General features: G+C 71.3%; 12 protein-coding genes. 3 read left to right on the forward strand and 9 right to left on the reverse strand.

The annotated features are described in order from the left end of the window. Positions 1 to 3 precede the first annotated feature (3 nt). Positions 4 to 2,355, reverse strand: coding sequence for a TonB-dependent receptor plug domain-containing protein (locus tag G3A44_RS06520; RefSeq protein WP_163456690.1), 2,352 nt, complete (start codon positions 2,353 to 2,355; stop codon positions 4 to 6). A 642-nt stretch (positions 2,356 to 2,997) separates the two neighbouring features. On the opposite strand from G3A44_RS06520, the gene G3A44_RS06525 reads away from it, so the two are divergent. After that, the gene (locus G3A44_RS06525; protein WP_163456691.1) at positions 2,998 to 4,629 is read left to right on the forward strand and encodes a DEAD/DEAH box helicase; all 1,632 of its coding nucleotides are present in this window, start codon (positions 2,998 to 3,000) and stop codon (positions 4,627 to 4,629) included. A 117-nt stretch (positions 4,630 to 4,746) separates the two neighbouring features. On the opposite strand, the gene G3A44_RS06530 is transcribed toward G3A44_RS06525, so the two are convergent. After that, positions 4,747 to 6,837 (reverse strand): M3 family metallopeptidase, encoded by a 2,091-nt coding sequence (locus G3A44_RS06530; RefSeq protein ID WP_239061732.1) that lies wholly within the window; start codon positions 6,835 to 6,837, stop codon positions 4,747 to 4,749. 185 nt (positions 6,838 to 7,022) lie between these two features. Between G3A44_RS06530 and G3A44_RS06535 the strand changes: the two genes are divergently transcribed. Then, the gene (locus tag G3A44_RS06535) at positions 7,023 to 8,132 is read left to right on the forward strand and encodes an oxidoreductase (protein WP_163456692.1); all 1,110 of its coding nucleotides are present in this window, start codon (positions 7,023 to 7,025) and stop codon (positions 8,130 to 8,132) included. Positions 8,133 to 8,170: 38 nt separating this feature from the next. Beyond that, entirely contained in the window at positions 8,171 to 8,323 is a 153-nt protein-coding gene (locus G3A44_RS06540) for a hypothetical protein (RefSeq protein WP_163456530.1), read from the forward strand. 528 nt (positions 8,324 to 8,851) lie between these two features. On the opposite strand, the gene G3A44_RS06545 is transcribed toward G3A44_RS06540, so the two are convergent. The 7 genes from G3A44_RS06545 to G3A44_RS06575 are packed head-to-tail and all read right to left on the reverse strand — an operon-like array spanning position 8,852 to position 18,472. Then, positions 8,852 to 9,163 (reverse strand): hypothetical protein, encoded by a 312-nt coding sequence (locus G3A44_RS06545; protein ID WP_163456693.1) that lies wholly within the window; start codon positions 9,161 to 9,163, stop codon positions 8,852 to 8,854. Between the two features lie 23 nt (positions 9,164 to 9,186). Beyond that, positions 9,187 to 10,548 (reverse strand): hypothetical protein, encoded by a 1,362-nt coding sequence (locus tag G3A44_RS06550; protein ID WP_163456694.1) that lies wholly within the window; start codon positions 10,546 to 10,548, stop codon positions 9,187 to 9,189. A 40-nt stretch (positions 10,549 to 10,588) separates the two neighbouring features. Beyond that, a complete protein-coding gene (locus G3A44_RS06555; protein ID WP_163456695.1) occupies positions 10,589 to 11,851 on the reverse strand; it encodes a glycosyltransferase in 1,263 nt (420 codons plus the stop codon). A 12-nt stretch (positions 11,852 to 11,863) separates the two neighbouring features. After that, positions 11,864 to 13,537: a glycosyltransferase family 4 protein gene (locus tag G3A44_RS06560; protein WP_163456696.1), complete on the reverse strand. Its 1,674-nt coding sequence runs from the start codon at positions 13,535 to 13,537 to the stop codon at positions 11,864 to 11,866. After that, the gene (locus G3A44_RS06565) at positions 13,534 to 14,952 is read right to left on the reverse strand and encodes a TolC family protein (protein WP_163456697.1); all 1,419 of its coding nucleotides are present in this window, start codon (positions 14,950 to 14,952) and stop codon (positions 13,534 to 13,536) included. The genes G3A44_RS06560 and G3A44_RS06565 overlap by 4 nt, the downstream gene beginning before the upstream one ends. Before the next feature lie 50 nt (positions 14,953 to 15,002). Continuing rightward, on the reverse strand, positions 15,003 to 16,412 hold the full coding sequence (locus tag G3A44_RS06570) for an HlyD family type I secretion periplasmic adaptor subunit (protein ID WP_163456698.1): 1,410 nt from the start codon (positions 16,410 to 16,412) through the stop codon (positions 15,003 to 15,005). Continuing rightward, positions 16,409 to 18,472 (reverse strand): peptidase domain-containing ABC transporter, encoded by a 2,064-nt coding sequence (locus G3A44_RS06575; protein ID WP_203561313.1) that lies wholly within the window; start codon positions 18,470 to 18,472, stop codon positions 16,409 to 16,411. The genes G3A44_RS06570 and G3A44_RS06575 overlap by 4 nt, the downstream gene beginning before the upstream one ends. Positions 18,473 to 18,482: the final 10 nt, after the last annotated feature.

Genomic DNA, 18,482 nt, shown 5'->3' on the forward strand with positions numbered 1-18,482 from the left:
CGTTCACAGTTTGAGTTCCAGCTGCAGCCGCCAGTTCAGGTCGGTGGGGCTGCGGCCCAGGGTGGTCTCGGTGCCGGCGACGCTGGTGGTCTCGGTGGGGATGCCGGCCACATTGCCCACGCTCAGGCGCCAACGCAGGTCGGGGCGCACCGTCCACAGCCCGTACAGGTCCAGCACGGTCTTGCGGTTGCGCACCAACCACTGGTCTTCGGCCAGGCGGGTGGTGTAGCCCGGGGTGTGGTTGAGGTTGCCGCCCACGGTCACCGGCAGTGCTTCCAGCCGATGGTCCAGCCCCAGGTTGAGCTGGCCGTCCGGCTGCTGGTCCAGCCGGTTGTGCGGGCCGGGCACCTGCGCCACCCGCGAGCGGTAGACGCTGAGGTTGGCGCGCAGGTCGGTCCGGCTGGCCTCAGGCCACCATTCGCTGAGTTTTCCCTTGACCTCCAGCTCCACCCCCAGGGTGCGCGCCTGACCCAGGTTGCGCGGCCGGCTCACCCAGCGCTGCGTCCCGTCCTGCTGCGCCTCGGCCTGCACCACGTTGCGCAGGTAGCCGTCGATCTCCCGCACAAAGAAGGAGGCGCTGAGCATGCCACCGCCAGCCAGGTAACGCTCCATCGCCACGTCCAGGCCGCGGGCCAGCTCCGGCTTCAGCCGGGGGTTGCCGGCGCGGTCGGGGTTGGTGGCGCTGTTCTCCCCCCGCGACAGCTGGGTGCTTCCCACCAGCTGCTGCAGGCTGGGCGAGCGGTAGCTGCGCGTCAGGCTCACCCGCCACTGGTCACGGCTGCGGGGGTCGGGCTTCCACAGGGCGTGGGCCAGTGGGGTCCAGACGTCGGCACGGTGGCGAACGGCTTCATCCCCCTGGCCCAGGGTCTCGATGGCCTCCCAGCGCAGGCCCAGCTGGGTGGTCCACTGGGCACTGGCCTTGAACTCATCCTGCACAAACAGCGCCCAGCGGTCGCTGCGGGCGTCCAGATCGGTGTCCAGGCTCACCCCGCCCACGCTGGCACTGCTTTCCAGCGAAGAGGCGCGGCGCTCCATGCGGCGGGCCCCCTCCCACTCGCCGCCCGAGGTCAGGGTGTGGCCGTTCTCCCCCAGCACCTCATGCTTGAGGTTCAGGCTGCGGGTGTGCTCCACCGCGCGGGCCGCGTCGTCAAACAGCGCCACGCCACCGTCGGCCGCTAGGTCGGTGCGCTGGGCCCCGGCGTGCAACGAGGCCCGGCCGGCCCCGGCGCGCACCTCCAGGCGACCGGGGCCCACCGGCTGGCGCCAGTGGGCGTTCAGGCGGGCCAGCTCCCAGCGCCAGTCGCCGCGCTCCAGGTTGGAGAGGTAGGGCGCCTCGCCCAGCACGTCCTCGGCCGGGACCTCGGTGACGTGGCGGGCCGTGCCCTGGGTGTGGATCCACATGGGGTTGAGGGTCAGGCTGCGGCCCTCACCGGCCTGCCAGCGCAGGCGCCCGCCCAGGTGGACATTGCTGCGGCGGGTGTAGCTCTCCCGGTCCTCGCCCCAGCGGCGCACCGGCACACCCGCCGCGTCCACCTGCTCGGTGAGGGTGTGGCGGCTGTCGTGCACCGGGTTGTAGCCGGTGCTCAGGGACAGGTGATAGTCCAGCGTCTCGTCCAGGCGGTCGTCACGCGACCAGGCCACATGCGGCTGCAGGTCGCCGCGGTCGCCCCCCACCGCCAGCTTGAGGTCGTTGAGCCGCTTGACGAATCCGCCACGGGTGATGATGTTGATGGTGCCGGCCACAGCACGGGCGCCGGTCTCGGCGGTGGGGGCACGCAGCACCTCGATGCGCTCGATCTGGTCGGGATCCATGGCATCGAGGGACAGCCCCCCCTGCACCCGCTCGCCATCCAGCAGGATCTGCGTGTAGCCGCTCCCCAAGCCCCGCATGCGGATCTGACCGCCGCGGCCCGGCGCGCCCTGGACCGACACCCCCGGCAGGCGTTTGAGCAACTCGCCCACCGAGGCATCGCCAAAGCGCTCGATCTCCTCGCGCCCGATGATGATCTTGGCCGCTGTGCTCTGCCGACGCTCGCGGTCCTCGTCCACCCGCCTGGCGCTCACCTCCACACGCTGCGCAGGCGGCTCGGCGGGCGAGACCGCCGGGGCGGGCGCAGCCGCTGGCGTTGCGGCGCTGGCGGCCGGTGCCGGTGCCGGTGCCGGCGCCGGCGCCGGTGCGGCGCCTGGGGCGGCCGCAGCGGGCTGGGCCGCACTGGCGGCGCCTGTCGTCAGGACTGCCAGGGCACCGGCCAGGCAGGCAACCCGGGCACCGGCGCGGGTAGCGGGCCGGGTGGCGGGCCGGGGGGCGGGACCGGCGCAAACGGCCGCGCGCGTCAAGAAGGCTTCACCAGACATGGACACCGTGTTTCACGACGAAAAGTGGAGACACATTGTCCGTGCCTGGCGAGGCCCACAAGTTCCCTGCCCCCGCAAAGACCTGCGGGCGCGCAGGTCGGCCTCGGCGGCGTCACCCTCCAGGCTCCCACGCCACCGGCGAGCCGCCGCTGGCGGCGCCCACGATGGCCGATGGACCGGCAACTGGACAAAATTCAGGGTTTCTTCTATCATTGCGGGCTGCCTATCTGAGTCACCCGTCTGACCTTCATCAAGGCGCCCCAAGGATTGATGTCCCAAGCCCGCCCCACCTGGCGACCTTGACGGCTCACCCCGCCCGGCCGCACCCAGCAGAGTTCAGACGTCCGCCCCACGGCGCCAAGTGGTTTCCCACCTGGACGCTCCGGCGGCCTGGCACAGCCAGGCATATCCGTTCATCCCCTCTGACCGTTCCGGTGGCCCGGGCCTGGCCGCGGCGTGCATCCTCCCCCCTCCATCTGGGCGGGCAGTCACGCGGCGCTTCTGGCTGCAACTTCTTCCGGTGCATCGCGCGCCCTTGTCTGCGGCAAGTGCGCGGTGTCTTCTGTCGGTGGCGATGTGTGACTGTCCCACCGTGCATCCGCCGGCCCTGCAGCAGGCGGTGCCATGCATTGACTGCATTCCATGACTTTTGAAACGATTGGCCTCGACGAGGCCCTGGTCCGCGCGCTCACCACCGCCGGCTACGAGAACCCCACCGACGTGCAGGCCCAGGCCATTCCCGCCGCGCTGGCCGGCAAGGACCTGCGCGTGTGCTCCAGCACCGGCAGCGGCAAGACCGCCGCCTTTGTGCTGCCCGCCCTGATGCGCGTGCTGGAAGCCCGCAAGGACCCGGCCAACAAGCCCAAGCGCGGCGAGGTCAAGGGCCCCCGCATCCTGGTGCTGGTGCCCACCCGCGAGCTGTCGATGCAGGTCGCCAAGGCCGCCTCCAACTATGGCCGCCACGTGCAGTTCCTGTCGGTCACCAGCGTGGTCGGCGGCGTGCCCTACCCCGCCCAGATCAAGGCCCTGCGCAGCCCGCTGGACATCCTGATCGCCACCCCCGGCCGTCTGATCGACCACATCGAGAGCGGCAAGGCCGTGCTCGACAACGTCGAGATGCTGGTGCTGGACGAAGCCGACCGCATGCTGGACATGGGCTTCATCGAGGACATCGAGCACATCGCCGACAAGCTGCCCGCCGGCCGCCAGACCCTGATGGCCAGCGCCACCTTCGCGGGTGAAGTGGGCCGCCTGGCCCAGCGCCTGCAGAAGGAAGACGTCGAGCGCATCGAAATCGCCGCGCACACCGAGAAGCACGAGAACATCACCCAGCAGCTGATGTGGGCCGACGACCTGGACCACAAACACGCCCTGCTGGACCACCTGCTGACCGACCGCGAGGTGGATCAGGCCGTGGTGTTCACCAGCACCCAGATCGACGCCGATGCCCTGGCCGACCGCCTGGCCGAGATGGGCCACGCCGTGGCCTCGCTGCACGGTGGCATGCCGCAAGGCCGCCGCAACCGCGTGCTCTCGGGCCTGCGCAACCGCCAGCTGCGCATCCTGGTGGCCACCGACGTGGCCGCCCGCGGCATTGACGTGCCGACCATCACCCACGTGATCAACTACGGCCTGCCGCTCAAGGCCGAGGATTACGTGCACCGCATCGGCCGCACCGGCCGCGCCGGCCGCTCGGGCCGTGCCGTCACCCTGGCCGAGCGCCGCGACGTGCCGATGATCCGCCGCATCCAGCACTACACCACCCAGCAGATCCCGGTGAGCACCGTGGAAGGCCTGGAGCCCAGCCGTCCGGTGCCGGACCTGGCCACCCGCACCTCGCGCGGCCCCGCTCGCGGCGCCCCCCGCTTTGGTGACCGTGGCGCCCCGCGCGGCGGCTTCCGCCACAACGAGCGTGGTGGCGAAGGCTACGGCGAGCGCACCGGCTTCGGCCACCAGCGCTTTGACCGCGGCCCGGCCCGCGGCCGTGACGAGGCCCCGCGCGGCCAGGCCCCGCACGGCGGTGGCGAGCAGCGCCCGGCCTTCCGGGGCGACGTGCGCTTTGCCGACCGTGGCGGCGACTTTGCTGGCGGCCACCGCGACCGCGGCCATGGCGAGCGTCCGGCCTTCTCCGACCGCGGCGGCTTTGGCGACCGCCATCCGCGCGACCGTGCCCACTTCGCCGACCGCGGCGAGCGTGGTGGTGAGCGCGCCCCCCGCCGCGAAGGCGAAGGCGCCCCCTTCCGCAAGGGCCCCGGCCGTCCCAAGTTCGCCTGAGTCTGCGCAGGCCCATCGGGCCTGCAGGACCTGAAAGCACAAGGCCCCGTCCGGCTTGCCGGCGGGGCCTTTGTCATGGAGCGCGACTGCCCCCCAGCCCCGGCCGGGCGGTGGTGCTCAGGCCGGCAGCAGCCCGCGCTTGGCCAACAGGGGCTCCAGCGCCGGCAGACGGCCGCGGAACTCGCGGTAGGCCTGCTGCGGGTCCAGGGTGTCGCCGCTGGCGTAGACCAGCCGGTGCAGGCGCTCGGCCACCTCGGGGTGGTAGAGGTCGCCGGCCTCCTTGAAGGCCTCAAAGGCGTCGGCATCCAGCACCTCGGCCCACAGGTACACGTAGTAGCCGGCGGCATAGCCCGGGCCGGAGAACAGGTGCTGGAAGTGCAGCACACCGTGGCGCGGGGCCAGCACCGGGGGCATGCCCAGGCCCTGCAGCAGCTCGCGCTCGAAATCCTCCAGGGCCTCGGCTGCCGGGGGCTGGGGCAGGCGGTGCAGGGCCATGTCCACCAGGGCGCTGGCCAGGTAGGCGGTCAGGGTGAAGCCCTCACCCCAATGGCGGGCCCGCTGCAGGCCTTCCAGCAAGGCCAGCGGCAGGGGCTCACCGGTCTGCCAGTGGCGGGCATGGCGGCGCAGCAGCTCGGGATCGCTGGCCCAGTGCTCCAGCAGTTGCGACGGCAGCTCCACCCAGTCGCGCAGCACATTGGTGCCGGCCTGGGACGCATAGCGGGCCTGGGACAGCAGACCGTGCAGGCCATGGCCAAACTCGTGAAACAGCGTGCGCACGTCGTCAAAGGACAGCAGGCAGGGCTGACCGTCAACCCCCCGGGCGAAGTTGCTGGTGTTGAGCACCACCGCCTCGTCCACGCCGCGGTTGGCGCAGCGCAGCTGGAAGTCGGTCATCCAGGCCCCTGACTGCTTGCCGGCGCGGGCATAGGGGTCCAGCAGGAACAGGCCGATGGCCTGGCCCTGGCGGTCACTCACCGTCCAGGCCTGCACGTCCGGATGCAACAGCGGCAGGTCGTGACGCGGCGCCAGGGTCAGGCCGAACAGCCGCTGCGCCACCTCGAACATGGCCGCCACCATGCCTGGCAAGGTGAAGTAGGGCTTGAGGGCCGACTCGTCCACCGCAAAGCGCTGTTGGCGGACCTTCTCGGACCAGTAGGCCCAGTCCCAGGGCTGCAAAGGGCCGGTGTCGCCGGCCTGGGCGCGGGCGGCCTCCAGCAGCGCCTGCTCGCGGGCCAGGGCCGGCAGCGCCCGCTGCCACATGGCCGTCAGCAGGTCCTGTGCCGACTGGGCCGAACCGGCCATGCTGTTGCCGGTGAGCTCGAAATCCGCATAGCAGGCATGGCCGTGCAGCGTGGCCAGTTCCTGGCGCAAGGCCAGCATGCGTGCGGCCACCGGCCGGTTGTCGGTGGTGCCGCGGCCGCCGCCCCGGCCGACAAAGGCGCGCCAAACCTGCTCGCGCAGGTCGCGCCGGTCGGAGAAGGCCAGGAAAGGCTCCACATGGGAGCGGCCCAGGGTCAGCAGGTGGCTGCCCTCGGGCAGGCCACGCTCCTGGGCCGCGGCGCGGGTGGCGTCACGGATGGCCGCCGGCAGGCCGGCCAGGTCGGCCTCGCCCTGCAGCGCCAGGCCAAAGGACGCCTCATCGGCCATCACGTTCTGCACGAACTGCGCGCCCAGCTCGGCCTCCTCCTGCAACAGGGCGGCGCAGCGCGCCTGGGCCGCCGGCGGCAGCCGGGCCCCGGCACGCAGGAAGTCGCCGTGCAGACGCTCCAGCAGGCGGCGCTGGTCTGGCGCCAGGGCCAGGTCTGCGCGCCGGGCATGCAGGGCATCCAGCCGCTGGAAGACGCCGGCGTGCGCCCCCACCCGGGCACGGTGGGCGGCGAGCGCACCGCTCATCTGCGCATGCACCGCATCCAGCGCCGGGCTGGCGGTGGCGGCGGCCAGCTGGCCCAGCAAGTGGTCCAGCCGGTCCAGCGCGTGACCGGCCCGGTCGAAGGCCGCCACGGTGTTGTCGAAGTCCGGGGCGGCCGCCTGTGTGGCCAGGGCGTCCAGGGCCAGCAGGTGGTCGGCCATGGCCTGTTCGAGCGCCGGCACAAAGTGGGCCGGCTCCAGACGGGAGAAGTCCGGCAGGTGGTAGGGCGCAGCGGTGGGTTGCAGCAACGGGTTGGCGCTGGACAGGGCCGCGGTCAGCGCGGCATCGGGATGACCCATGGTCAGGTGTCTCCTGGGGGATGAGGCAAGAGCTTGTGGCATGACGCCGGCGGGCGCCCGCCCACCGGCCGGCCCGGCGGCCGACGCGGTGGCTGCATGGGCTGCCGCGTCGCCCGTGGGGGCGGTCCATCATGCCACCGGCCCCCTGTCACCACCGGGACAAGACCTGCTTGAGAATGAGGGGCATGGTTTCCTCCCCCCTCCCCCTGCCGGACGCCGGCACCGCCCTGCGCGTGGGCCTCCTGGGCTATGGCTACGCCGGCCGCACCTTCCATGCGCCACTGCTGCGCACCACCCCTGGCCTGGCGCTGGTGGCGGTGGCCAGCCGCCAGCCCGCGCAGGTGCTGACCGACCTGGGCCCGCAGGTGACGGTGCATGCCGAGCCCGCTGCCCTGCTGGCCCGCGGCGACCTGGACCTGGTGGTGGTGGCCACGCCCAACGACACCCATGTGCCCCTGGCTGAAGCCGCGCTGCGCGCCGGCTGCGCGGTGGTGGTGGACAAGCCCTTTGCACTGGACGCCAGGCAGGCCGAACCCCTGCTGGCCCTGGCCCGCCAACAGGGCAAGCTGCTGAGCGTGTTCCACAACCGGCGCTGGGACGGTGATTTCCTCACCGCACAGGCGCTGCTGGCCAGCGGCCGGCTGGGCACGCTGCGCCACGCCCGCCTGCACTTTGACCGCTACCGCCCCACCGTGCGCGCCCGCTGGCGCGAGGCCGACGTGCCGGGCGGCGGCCTGTTCATCGACCTGATGCCGCACCTGCTGGACCAGGCGCTGCAGCTTTTTGGCACACCGCAGGCGCTGAGCGCCGACATCGCCCGCCTGCGCGAGGGTGGCCTGGCCGACGACCACGCCAGCGTGCAGCTGCGTTACGCCAACGGCCTGCGGGTAGCCCTGGGCGCCAGCATGCTCAGCGCCCTGCCCGGCCCCCGCTTTGAGCTGCAAGGCACCCACGGGGCGTGGCGCAGCTGGCCGTTAGACCCACAGGAAGACGCCCTGAAAGCCGGCCACCGCCCTGACCCCGCACAGCCGGCAGCCTGGGGCCAAACGCTGGAGCAAGGCGAACTGCTGCTGGCCCAACACCCCGACCAGCCTGACCGCCTGACCCACCAGCCTTGGCCCACCCAGGCCGGCCGCTACCCCGCGTACTACGCCGGCATCGCCGCCGCACTGCGCGGCCAAGGCCCCAACCCCGTGCCAGCCCAAGAGGCCCTGCAGGTCATGCAGCTGCTGGACCTGGCACGGCAGGCCGACCAAGCACGCCGCGAGCTGCCGGTGGACCTGCGCCCCACCTGAACCCCCGCATCGCCTGCCTCCCCCCCGGGAGCCATGCCATGGCGCGCTACCTCATCTCGTTTGACGACGGGGCCATGGACCCCATCGCCGCCCCAGACCTGCCCGCCGTGGCCGACGCCACCCATGCCGTGGTGCGGCAGGCCAAGGCCGCCCGTGCCAGCCGGGTGGCGGGAAGAAGCACTTTGGGGTGAAAGCCGGGCCTCGGCACCATTTTTAAAAGGGGCGTACGGATGGAAGACTGGGCCCCGCCGTCTTTGGACCAAGCCCATTGGGTAGGCGCCGCTGGGCGGCCCACCACGCCATGCGATTGTCAGGGCGGTTCATTCCGCGGGCCTGCGCGAGGATCTGGCCCAGCGCTCGGCCAAACTCGAAGAAAAGACCGAGGCGCTGGCCATCCACCACGACACCTTCAGCCGCAACACCCGCACCCAGCTCAAGCAGGTCTTTGATGCCCTGCGCGAGCTGATGACCCCGCCCAATCCGCCCTATCCACCGAAGCGGCCCATCGGGTTTGTGACGCCCAAGGACAAAACCACCAAGCCCTGAAGCCGCGCCACGCACCCTCGCACGCACGCACAGCCCGCAAGTCTGAGCGTCTCCCGACGCTCCAGCGTCACCCCCAGCTTTTAGCGGCTGACGTGGGGTGGCTGGGGCCCTTTGTTGTTCGATAGACAACTACGGGGAATGTTGGGATGCAAGACCTGACCCCAATTTTTTGTTCAGTCGTTGGCGGACTTGTACAAGCGACGCAAGTCGTCATCAACACCGGAGGCCTTCGACAGCTTGCGGTTGGCTTCCAGCACCAGCATCTCAGCCTCTTCGAACTGGCCCTCGCGCACGAGCACCTCGGAGCGGTCTATCGCACCACGCACCACCTCGTACAGCCCGAGGTCTTCCAGGCCGTCTCGGATGGCCTCGACCTCCTCTTTGTAGCGGGGGTACCCGTGAGATAGGAGGAACTCATCAATACCCTCCTTGTACAGCCCGATGCCACCCTGCAATCCAGTCAGGGTGTGGAAGAACTGCTTCACAGCCTTTGCGCTTCTCATGTGCCTCACCTTCCGAGCTTCACTTTGGGCGCAACTGGCAGATGAATCGGCACCACGCCATAAGGCGTCGCTACCTTGCCCGCCGTTGAGCCCGTGTAGCGGTAGAAGTTCTCGAACTGGTGCGTCATGGTCTGCGCGTCCATCAACGAGGTCTTTCCATCAATCCAAGACCGGCGGCCAGGGCCAAGGTCGATGAACACGTCTGGCCTCACATACTGGCCGCTGCCTGTCATGTCGTATGCCCAGCGGTTCAAGCTGATGACCTGGCCCGGCCCCTCTAGCACGCCCAGCACTTGGTTGTAACTCACCCGTGCTCTCCTGGCGACATCATCAGCAAACAGTCCGACTTGAAGCTGCTTGGGCCTGTCGACTGGATAGGGCAATTTTCCGGCATCGAACAGCCTCTCGCCATTTGCGACAGCGCTCGCGAATGCCTTCTGGTACCGCTTTTCAATCTGGTCCATGTACTGCTCGGGCGTCATCCGCTGATTGCCGATGGCCTTGATTTCGAAGTTGCGGTAGTCCAGCTCGACGACGCCTTGCTGCGCAAGGCCGACCTTGCGCAGCGCATCCGAGTAGCGGTCAATCAAGTCACCCGTGTCGAAGCGCTGCGAGCCATCACCATAGATGCCACGCACCGCACCCAAGTCTTGAGGTGTTGGCATGACCCGCGGACCGAGCCGTGCACGCAACGCACCTTGAAGCTTCTCCAGCGCATTCATGCGCTCAGCTTCAGCCAGCATCGGCGCGATTTGCTTGATGTCGCGGTACGCCTCGGGTATCAGGCCCAGGGCGTCGGCGTTGCTCAGCGTGTCCAGCACCTCGGCCGAGCGGCGATTGGCGCTCATCGCGAATGGAGTGCGAGTGCTGCCGCCCCCGGTACGCATCAGGCGTACACCACCAGCGCCGGCCAAGAGGTCGCCATCACCCCCGCCGAACTCCAGAGGGTCGCCGAAGTCATAGACAGGCTTCGTGCCCGTCACCTCCCAACGCCGCATCACATCGTCAGGGCTGAACACGGCCGGTCCCGCGAACAAGGGCGCGCCATCACGACCGCGCTGCATGAAACCGTCGGGGTCGCTCAGCGCCTTGCGAACCGCCGCGTCCTCGGCAAACGTGCGACCGAACACAGGGCTCAACACCTGCCCAGTCGACGCTGCTCTTGGCCCATCCGCGAACAGGCCGAGGATGGCCGCCTTCTCGTCGGCCGAGACCGGCGGCGGCACGTTCAGCTCGGGCTGGCTCTGGCTTGCGATGCTCTCCCCCAACGCATTGCCAAATGCAGTTGTCACCCGCCCCCGTCGTATCCACAGCGCCTCTCGCGCCTGTCTTGACGGGTGTTGGCGGGCAGCAGCCTGGGCATCCATGGCCCAGCATGATGCCGGCCATGTCGTACCCCGCCAACCCTCACCCCGGCGGGATGTCCCCCGCCAGCATCTGGTCCACCAGCGCCAACTGTTGGGGCAGGCAGACGCGGTGCAGGTCGTAGCGGGCTTGCACCAGGGCGCGGGCGCGTTGGCGCAGGGGGGCGTCGGCGGTGGGGTCGGCCAGGCTGCGGGCCACGCGGTCGGCCAGGGCGGCGGGGTCGAAGAAGTTGACCAGCCAGCCGGTGTCGCCGTGCTGGATGACCTCGTGCAGGGGGGCGGTGTCGCTGGCGATGACGGTGGTGTCCAGGCACATGGATTCGAGCAGGGACCAGGACAGCACGAAGGGATAGGTCAGGTACACATGCACGCGGCTGAGCTGCATGACCTGGAGGTAGGTGTCGTAGGGCACACGGCCCAGAAAGTGCACGCGGCGGCGGGCTTGGTTGTGGTCCAGGCGCCCGGCCACCTCGTTCAGGTAGCGGGACTTGTGGCTGCCTTCGGCCGGGGCGGCGCCGTAGGAGACGCCGTCGCCGCCGATGATGAGCACACGGGCCTGGGGGCGCTGGGCCAGGATGTCGGGCAGCGCGCGCATGAAGACGTGGTAGCCACGGCAGGGTTCCAGGTTGCGGTTGACGAAGGTGAGCACTTCGTCGCCACGGCGCAGGTCCACGGGCTGGCCGTCCAGGTCGGCCATCTGCAGCCGGGCAGCGGGGTCGGGGGTGAGGCGTGCGGTGTCCACGCCGTCGTGGATGACGCTGATGCGGCCGCGCTCGGGCGCGGGCACGGTGCTGCGCTGCCAGTGGGTGGGGCTCAGGCCCCAGTCCATCAGCGCCAGGTTCATGCGGTTGTTGGTGTTCTTGATGGCCAGGCGGCAGCGGGTGTCAAAGTCCACCCCGGCGAACTCGGGGTCAAAACCCACATCCTGTCCTTCAGCGCCGTAGAAGAACTCCACGTAGTGCAGTTGCCGGGCCTGGGGCCAAACCTCGCGCAGCAGCAGCGACTCCCCCCAGCCGGGGTGCACGCAGATGAGGTCCGGCTGCAGGCCTTGTTCTCGCAGGGCCAGGGCGGCGCGGGCCGCTGCCTCGGCGCGGATGACCTTGGTCTCGTAGTCGCCCACCCAGGGGTGCAGGCCCTTGGTGCTGCCCCGCCCCAGCCGGTAGCGGTGCAAGGTGACGCCGGCCGGCGCATGGCCCTGGCCGTGCAGCGCCAGGGCATGCACGGTGTGGCCCTGGGCGGCCAGCGCCGGGGCCAGGTGCTTGTACTGGCCGGGAAAGTTCTGGTGGACGAAGAGGATGCAGGCCATGGACACCCGTCCTCACCACAGGAGCCAGCCGGCCTTGGCCAGCCAGACCAGGGCGCGGCGCAGCGTCATGGCCTGGGCGGGCTGGCCCGGGGCCAGCGCCGCGATCAGCGCGCCCACCCGCTGGGGCTGGCCGTTGCCCAGGCGCTCCAGCAGCGGGGCCACGCTGGCAGCTGGCGGGATGGCGGTGCCGGCAAAGCGGTGGCAGGCCAGAGCGCGCATGGCCTCGTACTCGGCCAGCGGCAGCGGGCGGGCCAGGCGCACGGCCAGGGTCTCGTCCAGGTGCTGGGTGGGGTACATGCTGAACAGGGTGAAGGGGTCCTGCCGGTCCACGGGGGTGTGCAGGGGCAGCGGGCCGGCCCAGTCGCTGGCGTGCTGGCGTTCTTCGTTCAGGCGGGCCCACAGCTCGCGGTAGCGGGCCATGACCACGGCCCAGTCGTACACGTGGCGGGCGCGGGCCCGACCGGCCTCGCCCAGGCGGCGGGCCAGGGCGGGGTCGTCCAGCAGGGCCAGCAGGCGCTGGGTGGCCTGGTCCACGTCCACGGCCACCAGCTCGCAGCTCTTGCCGCAGTAGAGGTCGTAACTGTCGGCGCCGGTGTCGTAGCGCAGCGCCAGCTCCTCGCCGTCGCCCGGGGGCGGCGTGAGGGTGCGGATGCGGTAGCCGTCCACGCCGTCGCGCACGGTGTCCTTGTAGCCGTCCCAGTCGCTCACCAGCACCGGCAGTCCGGCGGCCATGGCCTCGATGGGCGTCAGGCCGAAGGTTTCCTGGATGTTGTCGGAGAGTGAGCAGAACACATCGGCCGCGGCCCAGGCCTGATGACGGGCGTCGGGCAGGCGCCCGTCCAGGCGGTGGTGGGTGACGTGGGGCGCCAGCACGCGCTGGGCCTCGTCAAAGGCCTGTTCAATGTGTTCATTGGCGCACCAGCCGCACTGGATGAGGTGCAGGCGCCGGCCCGGCCGGGCGCGGGCGGCGCGCTCCATCATCTGCAGCATGGCCGCCGGGTGGGCCTTGGCGTGGAAGGACAGGCGGCCCAGGAAGAGCAGCACGGTGTCGCCCTCGGCCACACCGAGGGATTCACGGGCGGCGGCACGCTGCGCGGGGCTGAACTGGTAGTCGCCCACATGCACGCCCAGGGGGATGACGGGCAGCTGCGGCAGCTCGAAGCGGGTGGCGCCCAGGCGCCAGCGCAGGTAGTCGGCCTGCTGCTCCAGCAGGCGGCGGGCGGTCTCGCGCACGGCGTTGGAGGTGCAGATGAGCGCGTCCCAGGGCCGCACGGGCTGGGTGAGCAGGTCGGTCAGGCCCGACATGACCGCATGTGAGGCGGTGGTGTGAGTCACGCCGCACAGGCTGTAGGCGCGCTCGCCCACGCGGGCGCGGCGCCAGGCCAGCTCGCCAATGCCGGGGCTGGGCAGGTAGAGCACGCCACTGGCGGCCAGCTCGCCCACGGCCTCGGGCGCCACGGTGTGCACCGCGCCGGCCCAGCCGGCGTCCTTCAGGCTTTGGCGGGCGGCCGGGGCGTCCTGCGCGTTCAGCAGCAGCATCTGCACGCGGTCGGCCGTTTCGCTGGCCAGAAAGGCGCGCAAAAACCCCTCGCCAGCCGCCTGCCGGCCCATCAGCTTGGCGCGGCGGGTGGTGTAGCTGTCGCTGCTGAAGGTGAGGGCGGCGGTGGCGTGGGGGCTGGGGCTCATGGGCGGGGGCTCTCTCCGGTCAGGGTCTTCATGTCCACCACCAGGGGCTGCACCGGCAGGCGCAGGCCGCCGGCGTCGAGCCCCAGGTTGGCGGGGGTCAGGCTGCCCACGGCCGCCATGAGGCGGTAGGCGCCAATGCGCACGTCGTACTGCGCATTGACCTTGTTGGCCAGCACGCCGAAGTATTCCACCTCGGCGTCCAGGGCACTCAGCGCGGTTTCCTTGCCGGCGTCGCGCAGGCGCTTGCGGTCGTTCATCACGTCGCGGGCAATGCCCGCGGCACTCTCCAGCAGCTCCAGGCGTTCCTTGCCGTTGACCACCTGGTTCCAGGCGATGCGGATGGCCTCGCGCACCTTGTTGCGGGTGGAGACCTCACGCTCCATCAGCTCCTCCTGGTCGCGCAGGGCGGCGGCCTCGCGGTGGAAGGTCTCGCCGCCCAGGTTGAAGGCCCAGTTCAGCCGGACCACGGCCGACCAGTCGTTACGGGCGGCGGAGGCCGAGACGTTGTGCTCGTTGTTGCGGGCCAGCACCAGGTCCACCGAGGGCTTGAAGCCGGCGCGCTCCAGGCTGATCTGGCCCTGGCTGCGCTGCACCTGCAGCTTGGCGGCGGCCAGGCGGGCGCTTTGCTGCAGGCCGGCGTCCAGGGCGGCGGGCAGGCTGGCGGGCAGGCCGCCCTCATAGATCTGGACGTCCTGGAAACGGGCCAGGTCGGGGGCGTGGCCAAAGGCCTGCTCGTAGTTGGCCAGGGCGTCGCGCAGCTGTTGCTCGTAGAACACGCGGCGCTCCTTGACGATCTGCAGGCGGCTGCGGGCCTGCATGACGTCCACCACGATGCCGCCGCCGCCGGCGGCGCGCCGGGTCTCCAGCTCCAGCTGCTGGCGGGTGGTGTCTTCATTGAGGCGGGTCAGGCCGATGAGGGTTTGAAAGCGCGCGACCTGCAGGTAGGCGGTCAGGGCCTCCAGCAGCACGTCCTGGGTGAGGGCTTGGAGGTTGGCGTTCTGCAGCGCGCGGTCGGTGCCGGCCAGGTCCTGGGTGGCGGTGGTGCGGCCACCGTTGTAGAGGCTTTGCTCCAGGCTCAGGCCCACGCGTCGGCGGGTCAGGTCGCTCTCGGTGGCCGGACGCACGGTGCCGTTGTCGCCCAGGCGCATCTGGGCGTCGGGCTTGTAGCTCTCGGTGACGATGCCCTCGCGACCGGCGTCGGCCGAGACGACCAGGCGCGGCATGGCGGCGGCCTGCGCAGCCTCCACCCGCAGGCCGGCGGCCTCGATGGCGTGGCGGTTGGCCTTGAGCAGCGGATGGTGGCCGAGCACGGCGCGCAGCTCCTCCTCCAGCGGCATGGCCTGCAGGCTGGGGGCGGCCAGGGTGGCCAGCAGGGCGGCCAGGACCACCGGACGCTTCTTGAGGGAATGGATCATGTCTTCTCCTGTGGATCGGGCGTAGGGCTGTTCGGGTGGGAGGAGTCGGCTCAGACTTCGCGCAGGGCTTCCTGCTTGAACTTGAGGATGGGACGCAGCAGCGCCCAGAGGACGGAGCTGCTGTCCACGCGCACGTCGACCTCGCCGGTCATGCCCGGGCTGATGGGCATCTCGGCGGCGGTGGCGCCCAGGTGGGCGCGGTCGGTGGCGACGATGACGCGGTAGAACTGCTCTTCGTTGCGGCCGACGTCGGTGTCGGCGGCGATGGACTGCACCTGGCCGTCCAGGCCGCCGTAGCGGTAGTAGTCGTAGGCGCTGATCTTGACCAGGGCCTTCTGGCCGACCTGCAGGTGGCCGCGGTCGGCGGGATTCAGGCGCAGCTCGATGACCAGCTGCTCCTTGTCGGGCACCAGCTCCATGATGGGCTCGCCGGCCTTGACGACGTTGCCCGCAGCTTGGAACTTGACGTTCTTGACCACCCCGTCGATGGGGGCGCGGATGACCGCCCGGCGCTCCTGGTCGCGGGCGCGGTTGAGCTCCTCGCCCAGGCTGGCGATCTTGCGCTCCAGCTCGGCCAGCTCGTCGGAGGCGCGACGGCGGAACTTGGCCTCCTCCTCACGGCGGCGGGCCATGGCCTCGTCCACATTGGCCTGGGCGCCGGGAATGGCCTGTCGGGTGGCGGCGATGTCACCGCTCAGGCGCTCAACATTGCTGCGGCGCTGCAGGTGCTCGATTTCGGAAACGAGCTTGTCGCGGAACAGGTTGTCCGACAGCGCCAGCTCGTGCTGGGCGATGCGCAGGCTGGCCTCGGCCGACTGCAGCCGGGCGTTGAGCTCGGCCACGCGCTGGCGGCCCTGGGCGATCTGGCCGTCGATGGCCGCCAGGGTGCTGCGCAGCTCCTCGCGCCGGGCCCGGAAGGTGGCCTGCTCGGCCCCGGCGGAGGCCTGCAGCTGCGGGTCCCGCTCGGTGAGGGCGAGCGTGAACTGGTCGGTGCCCCGGGCTTCGGCCTCCAGCCGGGCGCGGGCAAAGCGGAAAGAGCCCATGCGGGTGCTCATCTCCGCCCCGTTGAAGCCGGTGGTGGCCAGGTCCAGCTCGATCAGTGGGTCGCCGGCCTTGACGGTCTGGCCTTCACGCACCACCAGCTGCTTGACCAGGCCGCCCTCCAGGTGCTGGATGACCTTGACCTTGTCGTACGGCACCACCTTGCCCTGGGAGGACACCACGCGGTCGACCTGGGCCAGCGTGGACCAGCCCAGCAGCACGATCAGCACAGCCAGCAGGCGGCGGTCGCGCCAGCGCCAGCGGGCGGTGCCCACCTGGCCGAGCAGGCCGTCGAGTGGCCGCTCGCCGACGGTGGGGGCCGGGGCCGAGGCAGGCTCCGGCACCCCGCCGGAGAGCAGGCCGGGGGCGCCCGGCAGGGCCGGGCCGCCGGCCTGGGCGGTGTGGGCGAAGGGGCTCATGCGGCCACCTCCTGAACGGGTTGGGGGCCGGCGGCGCGGACGGTGCCCCCGGACGCAGGGCCTGCCGGCATGCCCGATGGGGTGCCGGATGGCGCGCCAGCGGTCGGACCCGCCGGGGCCGGCCGCGGCGTGGCCAGGCCCAGGCGGGGCAGCAGCTCACGGGCCGGGCCGGCGGCGGCCAGGCTGCCGCGGTCCAGCACCAGAATGCCCTGGCACTGGGTCAGCAGCGCCGGGCTGTGGGTGACGACGATCACGGTGTGGTCCTGGGCCAGCTGGCGCAGCGTGGCGGCAAAGGCCTGCTCGGCCACGCTGTCCAGGTCGGAGGTGGGCTCGTCCAGCAGCAGCACCGGCGGGTCGCCGATGAGGGTCTGGGCGATGGCGATGCGCTTGCGCTGGCCGCCGGAGAAGCGGCCCCCCCCCTCCCCCACATCGGTGTCAAAGCCCTGGGGCAGCTGCACGATGAACTCATAGGCACCCGCCTGGCGGGCGGCGGCCACGATCTGGGCATCGCTGGCCCCGGGCAGGCCCAAGGCAATGTTGTCGCGGATGCTGCCGGCCACCAGGCGCGGCTGCTGCGAGAGGTAGCCCACCATGCCCGCCAGGTCGAGCTGACCGAACTGGCGCAGGTCGGCGCCGTCGATCAGCACCCGGCCGGCCGAGGGCGGGTACAGGCCGCGCAGCAGCTTGAGCAGGGTGCTCTTGCCGCTGCCGTTGGCGCCCACCACCGCATGCAACCCCAGCGGGCCGATCTGGCCCGACAGGCGGCTGATCTGGTCCTGCTCCTGTCCGGGGTAGCGGAAGTGCAGGCCCTCCATCAGCAAGGTGCCGCGCGGCCGCGGCAGGGCCACGCCGGCCTGCCCGCGGTCCAGCGCATGGCCCAGCAGCTCATCCAGTCGACGGCTGGCGGCCTGGAACTGGCCGTAAACCCGCCACTGGCCCACCAGCTGCACCATGGGCTGCACCAGCTTGCCGGCCAGGATGTTGCAGGCAATCAGGCCGCCCATGGTCATGAGCTGCTGCAGGATGAACAGCGCGCCGGCGGAGGTGCCGATGACGGTGGAGGCCACGCTCATGCCCTGGGCCAGGTCGCGGTAATGGTCCATCTCGCGGCTGCGGGCCAGCGAGTCCTGCATCCAGCGGGCATAGGCCTGCTCCCAGCGCTGGCCCAGCGCAGGCGACGGGCCCAGGCCCTTGAGGTGCAGGCGCGAGGCGGCCAGGTCGGCCTGCAGCAGGTCGCGGCTGAGCAGGCGCTCGCGCTCCTGGGCGTGACCGGGCTTGAGCACCCGCTCCGAGCGCCAGGCCAGCAGGCCGAAGCCGGCCAGGGTCAGCAGCGTCACCGGCAGCATGGGCCAGGCGATCAGGCCCACCAGGGCCAGGGTGAGCAACAGGAACGGCAGGTCCACCAGCAGCAGCGCGGGCGCGCCGGTGGTGGTGGTGCGCACCAGCTCGATGTCGCGGAAAACGGTCTGCCAGTAGCCGGGGGGCAGGCTCTCTAGCCGCGCCAGGGGCAGGCAGGTCAGGCGCTCGTAGACCGCCCGGGCCAGCGCCACCTCCACCTGCGCCCCCAGGCGCTGCATGAGCAGCGCGCGGGCCTGGCGCAGGCCGAACTCCAGCCCGATGGCCAGCACCATGCCGGTCACCAGGGCCACCAGGGTGGACAGCCCGCCCTTGGCGATCACCCGGTCATAAACCTGCAGCGAGAACACCGCGGCAAAGACCCCCAGCACGCTGATGCCCAGGGAGAGCAGCAGCGCCTGCAGATAGGCCGGCCGCAGCGGCGCCAGCGCCGCCCCCAGCCAGGCCGAGGGCGCGTCCTGGCCGGAGGACGGCGTGCCGTCCAGGGCCGCCAGGCCGGTGAGCGGGGCGGCCCGCGGGCCGCCCTCCTGCGGCTCGGGCCGCACCGCCAGCACAAAGCGCACCCAGGCCCACAGGGCGCGCAGCCCTGCGGCCGGGGCGCCGGCAGGCGACCCCGGCGGCGCGGTCCCGGGCCCGCCGGGCGGCAGGCCCGGGAGGCCGGCGGCACCGCCGGCGCCGCTGGCGGCCGAGGTGGTGTCAGCCATGCGGGAACCC

The sequence above is a fragment of the Ideonella livida genome (assembly GCF_010499455.1).
In the GTDB taxonomy this organism is placed as follows: domain Bacteria; phylum Pseudomonadota; class Gammaproteobacteria; order Burkholderiales; family Burkholderiaceae_C; genus Ideonella; species Ideonella livida.